At 60.6% G+C, this 17,344-nt stretch carries 16 protein-coding genes; 11 read left to right on the top strand and 5 right to left on the bottom strand.

Translation table 11 applies throughout. The annotated features are described in order from the left end of the window. Positions 1 to 2 precede the first annotated feature (2 nt). A complete protein-coding gene (locus IDM28_RS18580; RefSeq protein ID WP_101322043.1) occupies positions 3 to 1,493 on the bottom strand; it encodes a glycosyltransferase family 2 protein in 1,491 nt (496 codons plus the stop codon). A gap of 53 nt (positions 1,494 to 1,546) precedes the next feature. Beyond that, entirely contained in the window at positions 1,547 to 2,863 is a 1,317-nt protein-coding gene (locus IDM28_RS18575; RefSeq protein WP_101322042.1) for a nucleotide sugar dehydrogenase, read from the bottom strand. Between the two features lie 983 nt (positions 2,864 to 3,846). Between IDM28_RS18575 and IDM28_RS18570 the strand changes: the two genes are divergently transcribed. From IDM28_RS18570 to IDM28_RS18545, 6 genes are all read left to right on the top strand, one after another. Beyond that, positions 3,847 to 4,287 (top strand): hypothetical protein, encoded by a 441-nt coding sequence (locus tag IDM28_RS18570; protein WP_188036628.1) that lies wholly within the window; start codon positions 3,847 to 3,849, stop codon positions 4,285 to 4,287. A 101-nt stretch (positions 4,288 to 4,388) separates the two neighbouring features. Next, positions 4,389 to 5,174, top strand: coding sequence for a hypothetical protein (locus tag IDM28_RS18565; RefSeq protein WP_150570658.1), 786 nt, complete (start codon positions 4,389 to 4,391; stop codon positions 5,172 to 5,174). Beyond that, complete coding sequence (locus IDM28_RS18560) at positions 5,171 to 5,839, top strand: ABC transporter ATP-binding protein (protein WP_150570657.1); 669 nt, start codon at positions 5,171 to 5,173, stop codon at positions 5,837 to 5,839. The genes IDM28_RS18565 and IDM28_RS18560 overlap by 4 nt, the downstream gene beginning before the upstream one ends. 58 nt (positions 5,840 to 5,897) lie before the next feature. Further along, positions 5,898 to 7,007, top strand: coding sequence for an ABC transporter permease (locus tag IDM28_RS18555; RefSeq protein WP_262500164.1), 1,110 nt, complete (start codon positions 5,898 to 5,900; stop codon positions 7,005 to 7,007). A gap of 4 nt (positions 7,008 to 7,011) precedes the next feature. Further along, positions 7,012 to 8,457, top strand: coding sequence for a TolC family protein (locus IDM28_RS18550; protein WP_223175986.1), 1,446 nt, complete (start codon positions 7,012 to 7,014; stop codon positions 8,455 to 8,457). Between the two features lie 76 nt (positions 8,458 to 8,533). Further along, positions 8,534 to 9,676 (top strand): efflux RND transporter periplasmic adaptor subunit, encoded by a 1,143-nt coding sequence (locus IDM28_RS18545; protein ID WP_188036625.1) that lies wholly within the window; start codon positions 8,534 to 8,536, stop codon positions 9,674 to 9,676. A 155-nt stretch (positions 9,677 to 9,831) separates the two neighbouring features. Here IDM28_RS18545 and yaaA read toward each other — a convergent pair whose 3' ends face one another. After that, on the bottom strand, positions 9,832 to 10,605 hold the full coding sequence (gene yaaA / locus IDM28_RS18540; protein ID WP_188036624.1) for a peroxide stress protein YaaA: 774 nt from the start codon (positions 10,603 to 10,605) through the stop codon (positions 9,832 to 9,834). A 137-nt stretch (positions 10,606 to 10,742) separates the two neighbouring features. Between yaaA and IDM28_RS18535 the strand changes: the two genes are divergently transcribed. The 5 genes from IDM28_RS18535 to moaE all read left to right on the top strand — a co-directional run bounded on the left by IDM28_RS18535 (position 10,743) and on the right by moaE (position 14,847). Next, positions 10,743 to 11,903 carry a polysaccharide deacetylase family protein gene (locus IDM28_RS18535; protein WP_188036669.1) on the top strand — a complete coding sequence of 387 codons (1,161 nt, stop codon included), beginning with the start codon at positions 10,743 to 10,745 and terminating at the stop codon, positions 11,901 to 11,903. A gap of 289 nt (positions 11,904 to 12,192) precedes the next feature. Further along, entirely contained in the window at positions 12,193 to 13,587 is a 1,395-nt protein-coding gene (locus tag IDM28_RS18530; protein ID WP_101322034.1) for a PhoH family protein, read from the top strand. Positions 13,588 to 13,682: 95 nt separating this feature from the next. Continuing rightward, on the top strand, positions 13,683 to 14,156 hold the full coding sequence (gene moaC, locus IDM28_RS18525) for a cyclic pyranopterin monophosphate synthase MoaC (protein WP_150570652.1): 474 nt from the start codon (positions 13,683 to 13,685) through the stop codon (positions 14,154 to 14,156). Further along, positions 14,153 to 14,398 carry a MoaD/ThiS family protein gene (locus tag IDM28_RS18520; RefSeq protein ID WP_181089681.1) on the top strand — a complete coding sequence of 82 codons (246 nt, stop codon included), beginning with the start codon at positions 14,153 to 14,155 and terminating at the stop codon, positions 14,396 to 14,398. Before moaC ends, IDM28_RS18520 begins: the two co-directional genes overlap by 4 nt. Positions 14,399 to 14,400: 2 nt before the next feature. Then, on the top strand, positions 14,401 to 14,847 hold the full coding sequence (gene moaE, locus IDM28_RS18515) for a molybdopterin synthase catalytic subunit MoaE (RefSeq protein WP_101322031.1): 447 nt from the start codon (positions 14,401 to 14,403) through the stop codon (positions 14,845 to 14,847). 25 nt (positions 14,848 to 14,872) lie between these two features. On the opposite strand, the gene rhlB is transcribed toward moaE, so the two are convergent. Both rhlB and IDM28_RS18505 read right to left on the bottom strand, forming a co-directional pair. Next, positions 14,873 to 16,318: an ATP-dependent RNA helicase RhlB gene (gene rhlB, locus IDM28_RS18510; RefSeq protein WP_316937016.1), complete on the bottom strand. Its 1,446-nt coding sequence runs from the start codon at positions 16,316 to 16,318 to the stop codon at positions 14,873 to 14,875. A 101-nt stretch (positions 16,319 to 16,419) separates the two neighbouring features. Beyond that, entirely contained in the window at positions 16,420 to 17,076 is a 657-nt protein-coding gene (locus IDM28_RS18505; RefSeq protein WP_101322030.1) for an alpha/beta hydrolase, read from the bottom strand. Between the last annotated feature and the right edge of the window lie 268 nt (positions 17,077 to 17,344).

The following is a 17,344-nucleotide window of genomic DNA, read 5'->3' as shown; positions in this document are numbered from 1 at the left end:
GCTCACACGACCATGAACAGCACAGCAACGAAGATGCTGGCCGCCGAGAAGGTCATGGTCCGCGAGGACCAGGTGTTGAACCATTGTTGAAAGCTGGCAAGGTCACGCTTGAGGGCAGTCGGCTGACGCGTCCAGGACTGCTTGTCGAGGCGGAAGAACACGTAGATCTTCATCATCGCGCCGACGATCTGGTTGTAATAAAGGATCACGGGATAGGCCGGGCCTACCTTGTGCCCCGAGCACAGCAGCATGATCGTCAGGATCAGCCGGGTGATGCCGATCCACAGCAGGTACACCAGCAGGTATGCCATGCCGAATTTCAGGCTGGCGATCACCGCCACAGTCAGCCCGAGCAGGCTGGTCCACATCGACACACGCTGGTCGAACAGCACCAGGCTGGTGAACGGGCCGAGGCGCTTCAGGCCCAAGCCAAGGGCGCGCGAGTTCTGCCGCAGGTTGTTGCCGTACCAGCGGTACATCAGTTTGCGGCTGGCCTTGAGGAAGCTCTTTTCCGGCGGGTGCTCGACCGTGTTGATCGCCGCGTCCGGTACGTAGAAGGTGTCGTAGCCAAGGCGCATCAGGCTGAACCAGCTCGACTTGTCGTCACCGGTAAGGAACTTGAAGCGGCCCAGGCGCCAGTGCATCAGTGAGTCGCTTTCGACATCGGCGATGAACTCGGGGTTGGTCACCACGCTGGCGCGGAACATCGACATGCGCCCGGTCATGGTCAGTACGCGCTTGGACAGGGCCATCGAGCACATGTTGATGTGGCGCTGGGCGAAGCGCAGCTTGTGCCACTCGCTCATGATGTAGCCGCCGCGCACTTCGCAGAATTCGTTGGTGGTCAGGCCACCGACATTGGGGTACAGCTTGAACCAGGGTACGGTCTTGCGCACGATGCCGTCGCCGAGCACGGTGTCGCCGTCGATCACGGCCACTACGGCATGCTGGTCGGGCATCATCCGCGAGATGGCACGGAAGCCGAAGGCCAGGCCATCGCGCTTGCCGGTACCGGCAATACGTACGAAATCGAGGGTGACGTGCTCTGGTGGGTTGTATTTGGCCCACAGGCTTTTCACCAACAGCTCATCGCACTTTTCCACCAACGAGCAGACCACGGTGGTCGGGTAGCCGCAGTTGATCGCTTCGCGAATCACCGAGCTGTAGACCTGCGCGGTGGTCAGCGCATCGATGCGAAAGCTGGTGACCATCAGGTACACATGCGATGGCGCGGCGTCGTCGCCCAGCTTGCGTACCTTGTTGCGCAGGTACGGATAGACGCCATACAGGAAGATCATGCCGCGGATGAAATGGGTGGCGCCCATCGAGTAACGCCAGATGCCGACCGCACCGACCAGGAAGATGAAATGCTTCGACTCGGAGTCGAAGATGTCGCTGGGCAGGGCCAGGGCGATCAACATGAGCAAGCTCATGTAGAGCAGCCATCCGGCGCACTGCATCAGTACTGTCTGGAACCTATGCATGTTCGGCATCCGTCACGAAATTCAGTAGAGAGCGGGGCCTTGCGGCCCCGCGTCAGGCTGGCTTACCAGCAGATGCCTTCGGTGCGGCTGGTGCTGCAGGTGGGCTTGCTCATGAAGCCAACCAGGTCAATCACTTGCTTGCCGGCCGGCGCTTGCTGGGCAAGGGCGCGGAACTGCTCGTCACGGTTGCCGAGGATGATGATTTCGGCGTCGTTGATGACTTGCTCGAAGTTGGCGTTGAGCAGCGACGAGACGTGCGGGATCTTCGACTCGATGTACTCTTTGTTGGCGCCGTGGACACGGGCGTACTCAACGTTCTGGTCGTAGATGTTGAGCTGGTAGCCTTTGCCAATCAGGCGCTCGGCCAGTTCCACCAGCGGGCTCTCGCGCAGGTCGTCGGTGCCGGCCTTGAAGCTCAGGCCGAGCAGGGCGATCTTGCGTTTGTCGTGGCTCTCGATGATGTCGAAGGCGTTCTGCACCTGCGATTCGTTGCTGCGCATCAGCGAGTCGAGCAGCGGGGCACGTACGTCGAGGCTGGCAGCGCGGTAGGTGAGGGCGCGCACGTCCTTGGGCAGGCACGAGCCGCCGAAGGCGAAGCCTGGGCGCATGTAGTACTGCGACAGGTTGAGCACGGTGTCCTGGCAGACCACGTCCATCACTTCGCGGCCATCGACGCCGACCGCCTTGGCGATGTTGCCGATCTCGTTGGCGAAGGTGACCTTGGTCGCGTGCCACACGTTGCAGGTGTACTTGATCATTTCGGCAACGGCGATGTCCTTGCGGATCACCGGCGCATCGAGCTCTTCGTACAGCGCTTGCAGGACGTCGCCGCTGGCGGTGTCGAACTCGCCGATGACAGTCATCGGTGGCTGGTCGTAGTCCTTGATCGCGGTGCTTTCACGCAGGAATTCAGGGTTGACCGCGACACCGAAGTCGACGCCTGCCTTTTTCCCCGAGCAGTCTTCCAGGATCGGGATGACCACGTTCTTGACGGTGCCAGGCAGCACGGTGCTGCGCACCACGATGGTGTGGCGGCTGGCTTTGTCACGCAGCACGTAACCGATTTCGCGGCAAACCGATTCGATGTACTCAAGGCCCAGGTCGCCGTTTTTCTTGCTTGGCGTGCCCACGCAGATCATCGACACGTCGCTGGCGCGGATGGCCTCGGCGAAGTCGGTGGTGCCACGCAGACGGCCATTGGCGATGCCCTGTTGCAGCAGTTGCTCAAGGCCCGGCTCGACGATGGGCGACTTGCCCTTGTTGATCAGGTCGATCTTGGTCTGCGACACATCCACACCAATCACTTCATGGCCCCGTGCCGACAGGCAGCCTGCACACACTGCACCCACATAACCCAAACCAAAAATGCTGATACGCATCGCTTTCACCTCAAGTGTTTATCACGCCGACTCTTCCACGGAAGTGCCGGCCGGTTTGATTAACCAGCATTAATTCGGGCGCACTTTGCCAAGGCGAGTGCACACTTCACCGAACGCAGGCATGAATAAATCCGGAGTGCACAACGGTGTGCACTCTAAGTAGGCAGTCAAAGACCGATCATTAAAAAACGTGCCCTGAAATGCAGCCGTCTTTACTGCAGCGCGCTACGTGGCGAACTGCTGTGCTTGTTCTTTCAAGTGGATAAATCCTTTGAAATCAACCACTAGGACGTTTAAGGGGCTTGCATCTCCTTCAGCCGGCAGCGCGCTTGGTGGTTACCGTGGCGTCCGCCTAAGTTCTTCGGCCGGGTAGTAGGTACCTGCCGCTTGTCATCTGTAAGTCATCTCTCACATGCAGCGATGAAGATTCGTTACGGGTCCTATGAGGGGCACCTGGGGGGCAAAGTTCCTGAACCGAAACTGACGAAATGAAAGATTTCTAAATATTTATCTAAGTGCGCATAGTTGCATGGTGATAGCACGCGACGGTTTCACCCCGGTATATAAAGGGTGAAAACCCAGCGGGATGGTTATATGCCATCACCGGAAAAATAATTGCAAAATTCGTCAAAAAACTACGAACGGTCTGCTGGCGCGGGGGCGTCGAGCTTGGCTTGTCGATTATTTGGCGCCTGATGTTTGGCGTTTAATGCCGCTCCGCCCCGTCTATCACGCGGTGCTCTGCAATGGGGCTCACATGCCGTAACAGAGCAAGACCTTACGAACCTTAAGGGTTTGAGGCTGGGTGCCGTTAGAGATGATGGATGAGCTGCAGGTGCTGGCCTGGAACGATGGAGCGTCGTGGGCAGCCTTGGATCAGAAGTCACCTTCAGCAGCCAGTGAGCAGCGCCCATCCGATGAAGGGTGCGCGCTGCCACCCAGCAGATCCGATCCACGGAGCTGCCCAATAGGGAAGAGTCAATATGAGAAATCTGATGGTAGGCATCATGGGCGCTGTATCCCTGTCCACTGTGGGGCTGGCGCATGCTGGGCCGCCTGTAGAGGTAACATTCAAAAACATGGGGTCGGCGAAAGCGACCCTGAAAATAGTTACTTCCAATGAGTCCAGCACTTACTTGGCTGCCAAGCCAAAGCCCGCTGAAGAAGTACCTGCTGGGGCTAGCAATAACTTTACGGTACAGCGAGTAATTAGTCCTGACGTGAACGCGGCTATGGTGCGATACACGATCGGTCAGAAGACGTGTGCTTTCGGCACCACGTTTCAGATGCGCGTGTTGCCCGGGGGAATAAAAAAGCCGGAATGGACCAAAACGGCCACCCCGTCTGGGGGAGCCACCTGTACGGCGATCATTACTGCTACTGCTGCTAATTACTCATGGCGAGTTGAGTTCGTGATGAAGTAGCGTTTTACCCAACAGCGCCGCCCGCTCAGGTGTAACGAGTGGGTTGCACATGATCTGGGCGTGCGCTTAATCCAAGGCGGGCGCTCGAAATGAACAGGTGCATGATGCAAATAAAGAATAATGAATTCACCCTGAATAGCGCCAGTGAGGTACGAGTTTCCGCACGCAATACTGGTGATCAAAGCTCACCTGTAAATGGTGTGGTTGTCAGCGAAAACAGCCAGGAAACCCTATCATCACTTGCTCAGAGGCTGAGTGCAGCTGAACAACGCGCAAGTGCTCGTGACAGTCAATTAAGCCGTAAGGAACTGACCGCTTTGGCTGCATCCATCAGAGAAAAAGTGTATGGCGCAAGTTACGATCTCAACAAAGCAAAACATGATGCAGAATTACCTGGCAGCGATGACCCTCAGTGGCTTGCAAGTGCCCGGCAAGCGACGGATTTTATCAATGGTCGAAGTGAGAACCCATTCTTTGGCATGAGTGCACAGCAGTTGAGTGTTATTGCCTATGACGAAGGAGGTTCGTTCACGACTAATGAACGTCAGGCGGCGATGATTGAGTCAGGTCGGCAGTACAGTGAATGGTCAAAGTCTGTTGTTGGGAAAATGTGGGATGAGTATCAGCAGAGAGGAAAAAGCACCGAAGGTCTTAAGGAAATCTTGGCATATTACAAGGCGCTGCCAGCAATAGAGGAATCACGTTACGGCAATTATGAAGTGGAAATCATGCTTCAGCTGGACGTGCAGGAAGTTGACTGGCCAGAATTCAATACGTCTCTTCTTGATATGTTGGCCAACGAATGGAAACCCGCTAATGAACGCAAGGATGCGGCCGGCGACGAGGGCAGCGCCAAAGGTCTTGGCAACGAGGCAAGTCCCTCATGAGTCCCGCCATCTCGCTTGAACACGTCCACCATTCACTCGGCGGCGAGGTGATCCTTGGTGATGTCTCGCTGTCGATCGCTCATGGTCAATCCTGCGCCATCGTTGGCCCGTCAGGCTCTGGCAAAAGCACGCTGCTTAACCTGATCGGTCTGCTCGATGAACCCTGTCAGGGCCGTGTGCTGATCGGTGGTGAGAACATGACCGGTGCCAGCGGTGCGCAACGGGCAATGATGCGTAACCGCAGCATCGGCTTCGTCTTCCAAAGCTTCCACTTGCTGCCGCGCTTGACTGTGCTGGACAACGTTGCCTTGCCGCTTTTTTATCGCGGCATCCCTGTGCTGCGGGCCAGATGCGCTGCACGACGGCAGCTGCAGTCGGTCGGGCTGGGGGCGCGCATGAGCCATCGGCCAGCCGAGCTTTCCGGCGGCCAGCGTCAACGCGTCGCGATCGCCCGCGCGTTGGTCGGCGAGCCGCAGTTGTTACTCGCCGATGAGCCCACCGGCAACCTTGATGGCGAAGCGGCGGCAGATGTGCTTGAGCTATTGAAAGCGCTCAATCGTGAGCGCGGTGTGACGCTGTTGCTGGTCACTCATGATCCGGCGATGGCCAGCCACATGCAGCGCTGCTTGAACGTGCGGGCAGGGCAGGTCGGCGATGCCCGCTGAACATTACGGGCCGAGCGCTTCTCAGCGGCTGGCCGAATCGATAGCAAACCTAGGCACGATGGGGCGTCGCGCCTGGCTGGGCTTATTGGGCATTGCGGTGGGCTGCGCCGCAGTGGTGGCGTTGCTCAATGTCGGCCATAGCGCCGCCTTGCAATCTCGGCAGTTATTTCAAGGCATGGGCAGCGAGTTGCTGGTCGCCACTTTGCAGCGTGATAGCGGGACCCCGGCGATGACGGTTCAGCCGCCGCAGCTGTCAGCGGTTTCACCACTGCTGATCAGCGCAGCGCCGCTGGCGATGGCGCCGGTCGAGGTGCGTCTGGGCGCTATCAGTGAAGCGCTCATGGTCACAGGCAGTACACCGGCGTTAGCCACTGTTCTCGACCTGACCGCCGACCAGGGACGGTTGTTGTCAGAGCATGACGCCCACAGCCCTTACCTGCTGCTGGGGGCGATCGCTGCGCAGCAACTGCAGGCGTGCGTGGGCGACCAGTTGCAGCTGGGTCGCTATCTGTTCGAAGTGATCGGCATCCTTGCTCCGATTGGCTACAACCCGTTGCTGCCAGTGGCGGTCGATGACGGCTTGCTGATACCGCTGCAAGCCATGCGCCGCTTGTCATCGGCACCGCAGATCAGCGCGGTAGTGGCGCTGGCGCGCGATTCACAAAGCGTGCGCGTTGCTGCTGATGAATTGGCCGGTGATCTGCGCATGCAACTGCCCGGCGCTGAAGTCGAAGTGCAGGTACCCCAGCAGTTGCTTGATGGCATGGCCAGCCAGGCGCGTCTGTTCAGCTGGTTGTTGGCAGGCCTGGGCGCTATCGCACTGCTGGTTGGCGGCGTAGGCGTCATGAATGTAATGCTGATGAGCGTCATCGAGCGGCGGCGTGAGATCGGCGTACGTATGGCGCTCGGCGCACGGCCTGTGGATATCGCTTGGTTGTTTCTGCTCGAGGCGGTGATTCTGGCAAGTGGCGGGGCTGTGCTTGGTTCGATGGTTGGGGTACTGGCCGCCTGGTTGTTCGCTTGGCTGTCGGGCTGGGATTTTGCCCTTGATCCCTGGTCGATACCGCTGGGCGTGGTCAGTGCGCTGCTGATCGGGGTGTTCTTCGGCCTGCAGCCGGCGCTGGCTGCTGCGCGTCTGCAACCCGTGGCAGCGCTGCGTGATGAATGACCGGATGATGCGCTGCTGCCTGCTGCTGTGCCTGCTGCCTGGTATCACCGCAGCCGCCTTGCGCTCGCCTGGCCAGATCATCCCCGGGGCGGTTTCGGCCAAGGCGGTTACAGCTCGTGACGAGCTGGTGTTGAGTCTGAGCGACGCGATTGCCTTGGCCTTGCGCGACAACCGCAGTATTCGCAGTGCTTACTTGCAGCGCATTGCTGACAAGTTCGAGCTGCGCGTTGCAGCTGACCGCTACGCGCCACAACTTTCCTTCAAGGCGCAGTATCAGGCCAACCGCAATCAGGACGATCGCTATCGCCAGGCGGAGTTAACGCCCAGCGCGAGTGTGCTGACGGCTTACGGCACCCGCGTGAGTCTCGACTGGGCCTACGGCCAGACTCGGGGCAATGCAGCTGGGCCGCGTTATCGTGACGGCGCTAACCTTATGCTGATCCAGCCGCTGCTCAGAGGTGCAGGGCGTGACATAGCCATGGCACCGTTGCATCAGGCGGAACTGGCTGAGCAGGCCAATCGACTGGCCCTCAAAGATCAAGTGTCACACACCATCACCAGCATCATTGGCTTGTATCGCGACCTGTTACGTGCGCAGGAACAACTAAACATCACCGATGATGCACGGCAACGGGCCAGCCAGCTGATTGCCGTCAACCGCGAGCTGATTGACGCCGGGCGCATGGCCGCGTTCGAGATTGTTCAGGCCGAAGCAGAGCTGGCCAATCAGGAACTGGCTCTGGAGGGCAGTCGTAATAACCTGCACGCTGGCCGCCTGGCGCTGCTGCAAGCACTGGCTCTGGACCTGGACACGCCCTTGCGCGTTAGCGAAGAGGCGGAAGCCGAGCCGACCGGACTAGATCCGAGGCGGGCTTTAGCCCAGGCTGAAGCCTTGCAGCCGATCTATCTGCTGCAGTTGCTGGCCGATCAGCAGGCAGACCTCGATCTGCGCCTTGCCAAGGATCAGCAGCGCTGGGACTTGTCGTTGATCGGTGCTACCAGCCAGGCCCGTGAGCGGCCAAGTTCCGGCAAGGTCTGGGAACACTATCTGGGGTTGCAGTTGGAAATCCCAATTGCTGACTTGAGCCGGCGGCAAGGGCTGGTACGGGCCCAAGTCGCCGTTGATAGTCGACGCTTGCAACTGGCCGACGCCCGTCAGCAACTGCAGCGCGAGGTTGTCGATGGCGTGCGCGAAGTGCAGGTCAGTTGGCGCCAGTTGCAAATCGCCGGGCGAGCATTGGATCTGTCACGGCGCAAGCTCGCCATCGAACAGGAGAAGCTAGCGCTCGGCCTGTCGAGCAACTTTCAGGTGCTCAGTTTCGAGAGCGATCTGCGCGGCGCACAGAGTGCACGGCTGGACGCGCAGATCGCCTATTTGAATGCGCAGACCGCTCTTGACTTGATTCTGGGCACGACATTGGACAGCTGGGACGTGGCCATCAATGACTAGGCAGCAGGTGTTGGCAATTTCGATGCTGGTGCTTGGCTGCCTTCTGCTTAGCCCATGGCGCCCTTGGCCGGCAGAGGTGAGCGAGAATAGCGTCGGCTCATGGCTGCGGATCGAGCCGCAACTCATCGAGCAGCGCCTTGGCGTGCTCGGGCGGATTCAGGCTGTTCGTCAAGTGACCGTGGCGGCGCCGTTTGCCGGCCTGCTTCAGGCGCTGCCGATAGCGCCGGGGCAGCAGGTGGCAGCGGGAGAAATCATTGCTGTACTCGACACTGCTGAACTGGACCCGCAGCTTCGCCAAGCTGAAGCGCAGCTGCTGCAGAGCCAGCGCGCGTTGCGGCAGCTGCAAGCCTGGGCAAGCGGCTCGGAGATGGCCCAGGCCAAACGAGCGCAGGCTATGGCCAGCAGCAGCCTGGAGCTCGCGCAGGCAGCCTTGAAGCAGACGCAGCGGCTGTTCGACCGGGGTATCGTCGCCCGTCAGGAAGTGGAGGCCTTGCAGCAACAAGTGGTGATGCTGCAGCAGGACCTGCTTGATGCCAGGCAGCATCTGCGACAAACCCGTGAGCGCGGGCAAGGCGTAGATTTGCGACTGGCGAGCATTGAACTCGACGCTGCTCAAGCGCGCCAGCGCGAGTTGGCGGCGTTACGTAACCAGCGCGAGGTACGCGCGCCGTTCAGTGGGCTGCTGGTGCCTCGGCCAAGCGAGGACCGCCAACTTGCGCTGCAAGTCGGCCAGTTGGCGAGTCAAGGCACGCCGCTGTTTGTGCTGGTCGATCTGAGCCAGTTACAGGTGCGCGCCGCACTGGAGCAAAGCGATCTGCACAAGGTTCACGAGGGGATGTTCGTGCAGGTAAGCGGGGAGGGGTTTGCTGGGCACACGCTCAACGGCCGGGTCGTCGCGGTTGGTCAGCAGGCCAGGACCGAGGATGGGCAGGGCGCCTGGTTCGATTTGTTGATTGCTCTGGATACTCAGCCAGACCCGGTCGCGCTGGGCGTTCGGCTGGGGATGAGCGCGCAGGTGACCGTGTTGCTGTACAGCAATGAGCAAGCGCTGGCGGTGCCTGCAGCGGCGCTGCGTACTGACGACGGCAGTGGCCACTACGTGCTGTATCGCGCGGACGACTATCAGCCAGGGCGCAATGTTGTCGTCACTCCTCTTCGCGCAGTGCCGCAAGGCGTCGAAGTTCAAGGGCTGGAGGCGGGTTGGGTCTGGGTGGAGTAAGACGCTGGCGGTCAGCACCTCCATTGGCGTGTAGGAGCGGCCTTGCCGGAACGCCGGACCGGTCGGAAAGGCGCGCGTAGTGTGCCCTCATTTTCAGCTTCGCCGCCGACATCGCCGGGCCCGCTTTGCGGGCCTTTCGCGACACAAGGCCGCTCCTACAGGTGATCCCGCAGAAACACCAGCTGATCCGGCTTCGACTGCTCAACACTGTAGTAGTACCCCTGCACATCGAACTGCTTGAGCTGCTCCGGATCGGCGATTCGCTCCTGGATCACGAACCGGCTCATCATCCCACGGGCTTTCTTGGCGTAGAAGCTGATGATCTTGTACTGGCCGTTCTTCCAGTCCTTGAAATCGACACTGATGATCCGTGCCTTGAGCGCGCTGCGTTTGACCGCACTGAAGTACTCGTTACTGGCCAGGTTGAGCAGCACGTCGTCGCCTTGCTCGGCCAGTGCCTGGTTCAGCCATTCGCTGATGCGCGTGTCCCAGAAGGCGTACAGGTCCTTGCCGCGTGGGTTGGCCAGCTTGGTGCCCATCTCCAGGCGGTAGGGTTGCATCAGGTCGAGTGGACGCAGCAGGCCGTACAGGCCGGAGAGCATGCGCAGGTGATCCTGGGCGTAGCTGAAGTCGTCTTCACTGAGGCTTTCGGCGTCGAGCCCGGTGTATACGTCACCTTTGAACGCGAGCAGCGCTTGTTTGGCATTGTCTGGGGTGAAGTCTGCGCTCCAGCTGCCAAAGCGTGCGGCGTTGAGGCCGGCGAGTTTGTCCGAGAGGTGCATCAGCTCGCTGATCTGTGCCGGGCTCAGGTCGCGCAGTTGGCTGATCAGCGCCTGCGAGTGATCCAGATACTGCGGCAGGGTGAAACGCTCGGTCACCGGCGGGGTGTCGTAGTCGAGGGTTTTGGCGGGGGAAATCACCGTCAGCATCGGGTCGGCTCCTGAAATCGAATTGGGCCGATTCTACGGGCTGAACCGGGCAAGTCCAAACTATGCCGACGATAGTCACAGAACATCGACGAGGGTCGCGCTATAGTGCCGGCCAGGATGAAATGGAGAATCTGATCGTGCGCATTGCCTTGGCCGTGCTGGCCAGTGTGTTGAGCCTGGCCGTGCAAGCCGCCCCGGTCGTCCCGGCCAGCTTTGATCGCAGCCTGTGGCCTGAGCAACTGGACAGCCCGGTGCTGTTCGATGTGGCGTCGCGGGCCGAGATCCTGTCGTTTGCCCAAGTGCTGCAGGAGAGCGAAATGCTCGACGAGCCGGCGCTGGCGGCACGGCTTCAGCTCAGGCAGGTCAACCTGCCGGTAGTGCGTGCGGTGCGGGCGCGGATGTGGCAGCGGCTGTGGCAGAACTACCAGCAGGCGCAGCGCAGTTGCGAGCAGGATGCGTCGTTCTGCTATCCGCTCGAGTCGATGGCCGAATTGCGCACCCGGGCGGCCACGTTCAATGCCGATGTCGGCGAGTTCTATGTCGGCTGGACCGAACCCAGCCATAGCTTCCATCGGCGTTACCTGGATGAACAGCTGCGCAAGGCCGCGCTGTTCCCGCAGACCAGCAGCGAGATCGAACGGCTGTCCAGCCGCGAGCGCAACGGCGATGAACTGAATGACCGGATGTTCCTGCTGACCTTTGTTGGCGGACCAGGCGGGCAGGGCAGCAGCACCGACAACCTGGCCGATTACCTGCGCCGGCAGAAACTCAACGCCACCTTCTTCGTCCTTGGCAACCGTCTGCAGCAGCGCCGCGACAGCGGCGCTGGCCGATTGCAGGACGTGTACCGCAAGCAGTGTGTCGGCATCCAGGGCTGGGAGTATCGCTCCCACGCGCAATGGCAGGGTTGGCAGGATTCCCTGCGGCGCAGCCAGGCGTGGGTGCAGGCCGAGTTGCCCGAGCAGTACGTGCCGCTGTTCCGTCCGCCCTATGGCCAGCGGCGCAGCGATGGTGAGGCGTTCATGGCCAGCGAAGGGCTGCAGGTGTCGTTGTGGGATATCGACGCAATGGACGATGGCGCACTGACCGCCGAGGCATCAGCCCAGCGTGTGGTGACGCTGATGCTGTTGTGGCGCAAGGGCGTTATCCAGTTTCATGACAACCAGAGCAAGGCTCAGCCGGCGCTGGAGTGGCTGCTGCAGCACACGGTGCAGAGCGGTATCGGTTGGCAGGACTGCAAGGAGTACGGGCGTGGCGCAGACGCTGGCGCAATGGCGCAGAGCGGCGCAGGCGGGTGATGACGATTGAGCTTGATATATGACTCTAGACCCATGCCGGGGCTTCGCCAAGGTCGGATCGTCATTCGGAAAAATAAACTTCATCAACACGTAAAAAAGCTTTTTTTGTTCATCGTTTTTGCGGTATGAAAGAACCAGACAGCCGATTCCTGCAGCACAGGTGGCGTCATCCAGACCCTCCTTTGCCAGGTGAGCCCCCCGCCCGTAACAACGCGGATACGGGGAGAACGGCGTCACTCTGCGACGCAGCCAGAATGCGTCGCGCGGTTCTGACATAAGGTGCCCGAGTATGGATGACCATGGACGCAACCCTTCCTCCAGCAAGCCAATCCTGTATGTGCTCGATACCAACGTCCTGATCCACGATCCCAACGCCCTGCTCAACTTCGAGGAGCACCACGTCGCTATCCCGATGACGGTGCTGGAGGAACTCGACAAGCTCAAGACGGGCACAAAGACCATCGCCGCCGACTGCCGCCAGGCCATTCGCCTGATCGACCAGACCCTTGCCGACGCGTCACCCAATGACGTCGAACAGGGCGTGCCGATCCAGCGTGGCAAGAGCGGACCCAAAGGCTTCCTGTCGATCCTGATGGGCCCGCGCAGCGAGCCCAATCGCCTGCTGCCGGAAAACCTCGCTGACAACATCATCATCAACCAGTTGCTGGAACTGCGCGCCAAACGTGCGGATCTGGACGTGGTGCTGGTCACCAAAGACATCAACATGCGCCTCAAGGCGCGCGCCTGCGGCATTGCCGCCGAGGACTACAGCACCGACCAACTGGTTGACGACGTATCGCTGTTGTCCAAGGGCTATCACTCGGTCAGCGGTTCCTTCTGGGACCGCGTCAACAAGGTCGACACGCGTCAGGAGCGCGGCCGTACCTGGCACCGGGTACAACTGACCGACCCGTTGCCGTCGGTGCACGTCAACGAGTTCATCATCGACGAGCAAGGCTTCGTCGGCTGGGTCAAAGGCATCCGCGAGGGCGAACTGCTGTTGCTCGACCTGCACCAGGAGCCGCTGTTGCACCAGGAAGCCTGGGGCCTGAAACCGCGTGACATCCACCAGAGCCTGGCGCTGTTCGCCTTGCTCGATCCGGATATCCATCTGGTCAACCTGACCGGCGCAGCGGGTTCGGGCAAGACCATCCTGGCGTTGGCGGCAGCCATCGAACAAACCATGGTCAGCAAACGCTACCGGCGCATCATCGCCACCCGCAGCGTGCAGGGGCTGGACCAGGAGATCGGCTTCCTGCCAGGTACCGAGGCGGAGAAGATGGAGCCTTGGCTGGGCGCTATCACCGACAACCTCGAAGCCCTGCACATGGACGACGAGAGTACCCACGGCAGTGTCGAGTACATCCTTGAACGGGTACCGCTGCAGTTCAAATCGCTGAACTACATCCGCGGTCGCAGTTTCCAGCAGAGCCTGATCCTGATCGATGAATGCCAGAACCTCACCCCGCACCAGATGAAAACCATCATCACCCGTGCCGGTGCTGGCTCCAAGGTGGTCTGCCTGGGCAACCTGGCGCAGATCGACACCCCTTACCTGTCCGCAACCAGCTCGGGCCTGACCTACCTGACCGAGCGCTTCAAGGACTTCCCCCACGGCGTGCACATCACCCTGCAGGGTGTTCCGCGCTCGGTGCTCGCCGAGTACGCCGAGTCGCATATGTAAACCATCTGGCCGGGCGGTTCGCCGCCCGGTTATTTTCGCTGCGAAAAGCTGACTTGCAGGTTTACACTCTCTGCTCCCTTCACAGGAGCAGAGCAGTGCTGACTCATCTCGATTCCCAGGGGCGCGCCAATATGGTCGACGTCACTGAAAAAGCCGTGACCCAGCGCGAGGCAGTGGCCGAGGCGCGGGTACGCATGTTGCCGCAGACCCTGCAGATGATCGTCGACGGTGATCACCCCAAGGGTGATGTGTTCGCCGTGGCGCGTATTGCCGGTATCCAGGCGGCGAAAAAGACCAGTGACCTGATCCCGCTGTGCCACCCGCTGATGCTCACCAGCGTCAAGGTCGAGCTCACAGCCGATGGCGTTGATGCCGTGCGTATCGTTGCCCGCTGCAAGCTCGCCGGGCAGACCGGAGTGGAGATGGAAGCACTGACGGCTGCCAGCGTCGCCGCGCTGACCATCTACGACATGTGCAAGGCCGTCGACAAAGGCATGGTCATTGAACAGGTGCGCCTGCTGGAGAAGGTCGGCGGCAAGAGCGGCGACTTCAAGGCGGCTGCGCAATGAGCGTCGAGGTGGTGTACTTCGCCCGTTACCGTGAGCTGCTTGGGCGCGACGGTGAGCGCCTGGAGGGTGACTTCGGATCTGTCGAAGCAGTCCGCCAGGCACTGCTTGGCAAAGGCCCGGAGTATGCCGTGCTCGCCGAACAGAATCTGATGTGCGCGCGCAACCAGGACCTTTGCCGTTTGGCTGAACCACTGGCAGATGGCGACGAAGTGGCGTTTTTCCCACCGGTGACCGGAGGCTGAACATGGCCGTACGAGTGCAGCAACAGGCGTTCGATCCCGGCGCCGAGGTCAATGCCATGCACGCAGCCAATGCCGGCGTCGGTGCGGTGGTGAGTTTTGTCGGCTATGTGCGCGACTTCAACGATGGCCGCGAAGTGGCGGGGATGTTTCTCGAGCACGCTCCCGGCATGACCGAAAAGGCCCTGACCAAGATCATCGTCGAAGCCGAGCAGCGTTGGCCGTTGCTCAAGGTCGAGGTGCTGCACCGTATAGGGACGCTTCAGCCCGGCGAGCCGATCGTTTTTGTCGGCGTCGCCAGCGCGCACCGTCAGGCCGCCTTCGATGGCTGCAACTTCATCATGGATTACCTGAAAACCCGCGCGCCGTTCTGGAAGAAAGAAACCACCGAAGACGGACCACGCTGGGTCGAGGGCAGGCACAGCGATCAGCAGGCTGCCGAACGCTGGTAGTTCGGCAGAGCCTGCGATCGGACTATCAGTGCGCCTTGCGCGGCACCGCCTGGAGCAGCTCTTCAGGCGGCATTTCGCACTTGATCTTGCGACCCAGCAGGGCTTCGATGCCCGGCAACTGATACGAGTCGTCTTCACCCGCAAAACTGATCGAGATGCCAGCGGCGCCAGCGCGACCGGTGCGGCCAATGCGGTGCACGTAGTCGTCCGGATCTTCCGGCAGGGTGAAGTTGATCACGTGGCTGATGCCATCGATGTGAATCCCGCGCCCGGCAACGTCGGTAGCGACCAGCACGGTGACGCGCCCTTCGCGGAAATTCTCCAGAGTACGAATACGCTTGTGCTGCGGCACATCGCCGGACAGCTGAGCGGCGTTGATGCCATCGCGCACCAGGCGCTCTTCGATACGCCGCACTTCGTCCTTGCGGTTGGCAAAGACCATCACCCGTTCCCACTTCTGCTGGGTGATCAGGTTGTACAGCAGCTTGTACTTGTCGCTGCCGGCAACGGCGTAGACGTGCTGCTCGACAGTTTCACTGGCGACGTTTTCCGGCTCGATCTCGACGATCGCCGGGTTGGTGGTCCACTGCTTGGCCAGGTTCATCACGTCGTCGGTGAAGGTCGCCGAGAACAGCAGCGTCTGCCGTTCGCTCTTCGGCGGGGTCTGGCGGATGATCTGCCGGACCTGAGGGATGAAGCCCATGTCGAGCATACGGTCAGCTTCATCGAGCACCATCACTTCGACCATGTCCAGGTGCACTTCGCCGCGCTGGTGGAAGTCCAGCAGGCGGCCCGGGGTGGCCACCAGAATGTCGCAGTGACGGGCTTCAAGCGCTTTGAGCTGCTTGTCGAAGTCCATGCCGCCAACAAAGGTCATGACGTTGAGGCCGCTGTACTTGGTCAGGTCGGCGGCGTCCTTGGCGATCTGCACCACCAGCTCGCGGGTCGGCGCGATGATCAGCGCACGCGGCTCGCCCATGTAGCGCTCTTTCGGCGGCGGCGTCTGCTGCAGCTGGGAAATGATCGAAATCAGAAACGCGGCCGTCTTGCCGGTACCGGTCTGGGCCCGGCCGATGGCGTCCTGACCGCGCAGGGTATAACCCAGAACCTGGGCCTGGATCGGCGTGCAGTACGGGAAGCCGAGGTCTTGAATGGCATGCATCAGCTCGTTGCTGAGCTTGAAGTCGTGGAAGCGGGTCTTGCCTTCCTGAGCTTCGACGACGAAATCTTCCGGCTTCCACAGGCTGGCCTGTGGCTTGGGCTTGCGTTCGCGGCGAGGCTTGGCTTGCGCAGGCTTTTCGTTGCGCGGCGATACAACCGGCGCAGCAGCAACGGCAGGCTCGGGGTGAGGCTTAACCTCGGTAGCAGGCGGTAGAACCGCAGGTGCGGGTGCTGTCTCAGTGGCTTGGGGAGCAGCCGTTTGCGCTGCGGCGTCTCCCTTGCCGAATATTTTTTTCAGTGCCTTCAGCACGGTCATCTCGTTATTTGATTAAGGAATATACGCCGGCCAGTGTAATGCAAGATTCGGGCGCGGCGTAGGAGAATGCACCGGCAGCTGCCTGCCGGCCGGGTTCAACGCAGCCGTTCGCTGAGCCAGTCGTGGATATCGGCAAGCTCGGCCACGGCCACTTCATGCTCCATCGGGTACTCCTGCCAGCGCGCGGCGACGTTCCATTGGCTCAGGTACTCGAAGGCGGTGCGGCCCATCGACGGGATCACCACCGGGTCATGGATGCCGTGCAGGCACAGTGCAGGAGTGCGCTCCTGGCAGGCACTGAGTTGGTGCTCGGCGCTGAAGGTCGGCGCGTAGGTCGACAGGGCAATGACCCCGCCGAGCGCTTCCTGCCACTTTATATAGGCAGTGTGCAGCACCACCGCGCCGCCCTGGGAAAACCCGGCGAGGATGATCCGCGCCAGGCTGATGCCTTTGGCTTGCTCGGCCTTGATCAACTGGATGATCTGCTCGGCGGACTCGTCCAACTGCGCTTCATCGATGGCGCGCGCCGGAGTCATGGCCTTGATGTCGTACCAGCTGGGCATGGCGTAGCCGCCATTGATGGTGACTGGGCGGGTCGGCGCCTGGGGCATGACGAAGCGCGTGCTGAGCAAACGCTCCTGAAGAAATTCGGCCACCGGTAGGAAGTCGTAACGGTCGGCACCCAGGCCGTGCAACCAGATCACACAGGCGTCAGCGGTGGTTTGCGGTTCGATAATCAACGGGTTGGTCATAACTGCTCCGAATTTGTGCGCGTGTACGTATTAGGTGCATTAAAAAAAGGCAGGGGTAGCGAATGCCTTAACAAGATGTCGCAACTGTACAACTTTTACTACTTGACGACCGCTTAAACGCTTAAGCCGGCAACTGTGGTACGCGCCTTGCTATGGATCTACCGATGCGAAGGGATTAACCGGCGACGGTAACACCCCTCGTTTGGATCAAAGGCTGTCACAGAACAGCCCATTGCACCACGTGACCCAAAAACAAGCCAACAGGGGT

The organism is Pseudomonas sp. EZ-C24, assembly GCF_014525325.1.
GTDB lineage: Bacteria > Pseudomonadota > Gammaproteobacteria > Pseudomonadales > Pseudomonadaceae > Aquipseudomonas > Aquipseudomonas shirazensis.
This window is presented reverse-complemented; position numbering and strand designations above follow the sequence as displayed.

Excerpts from the sequence above, each read along its gene's own strand:
- IDM28_RS18560 (WP_150570657.1), top strand. The coding sequence starts at position 5,171 with ATGAGTCCCGCCATCTCGCTTGAACACGTCCACCATTCACTCGGCGGC.
- IDM28_RS18520 (WP_181089681.1), top strand. The coding sequence starts at position 14,153 with ATGAGCGTCGAGGTGGTGTACTTCGCCCGTTACCGTGAGCTGCTTGGG.
- IDM28_RS18505 (WP_101322030.1), bottom strand. The coding sequence starts at position 17,076 with ATGACCAACCCGTTGATTATCGAACCGCAAACCACCGCTGACGCCTGT.
- IDM28_RS18530 (WP_101322034.1), top strand. The coding sequence starts at position 12,193 with ATGGATGACCATGGACGCAACCCTTCCTCCAGCAAGCCAATCCTGTAT.
- IDM28_RS18575 (WP_101322042.1), bottom strand. The coding sequence starts at position 2,863 with ATGCGTATCAGCATTTTTGGTTTGGGTTATGTGGGTGCAGTGTGTGCA.
- IDM28_RS18555 (WP_262500164.1), top strand. The coding sequence starts at position 5,898 with ATGGGGCGTCGCGCCTGGCTGGGCTTATTGGGCATTGCGGTGGGCTGC.
- IDM28_RS18565 (WP_150570658.1), top strand. The coding sequence starts at position 4,389 with ATGATGCAAATAAAGAATAATGAATTCACCCTGAATAGCGCCAGTGAG.
- IDM28_RS18570 (WP_188036628.1), top strand. The coding sequence starts at position 3,847 with ATGAGAAATCTGATGGTAGGCATCATGGGCGCTGTATCCCTGTCCACT.
- IDM28_RS18550 (WP_223175986.1), top strand. The coding sequence starts at position 7,012 with ATGATGCGCTGCTGCCTGCTGCTGTGCCTGCTGCCTGGTATCACCGCA.
- IDM28_RS18580 (WP_101322043.1), bottom strand. The coding sequence starts at position 1,493 with ATGCCGAACATGCATAGGTTCCAGACAGTACTGATGCAGTGCGCCGGA.
- moaE (WP_101322031.1), top strand. The coding sequence starts at position 14,401 with ATGGCCGTACGAGTGCAGCAACAGGCGTTCGATCCCGGCGCCGAGGTC.
- yaaA (WP_188036624.1), bottom strand. The coding sequence starts at position 10,605 with ATGCTGACGGTGATTTCCCCCGCCAAAACCCTCGACTACGACACCCCG.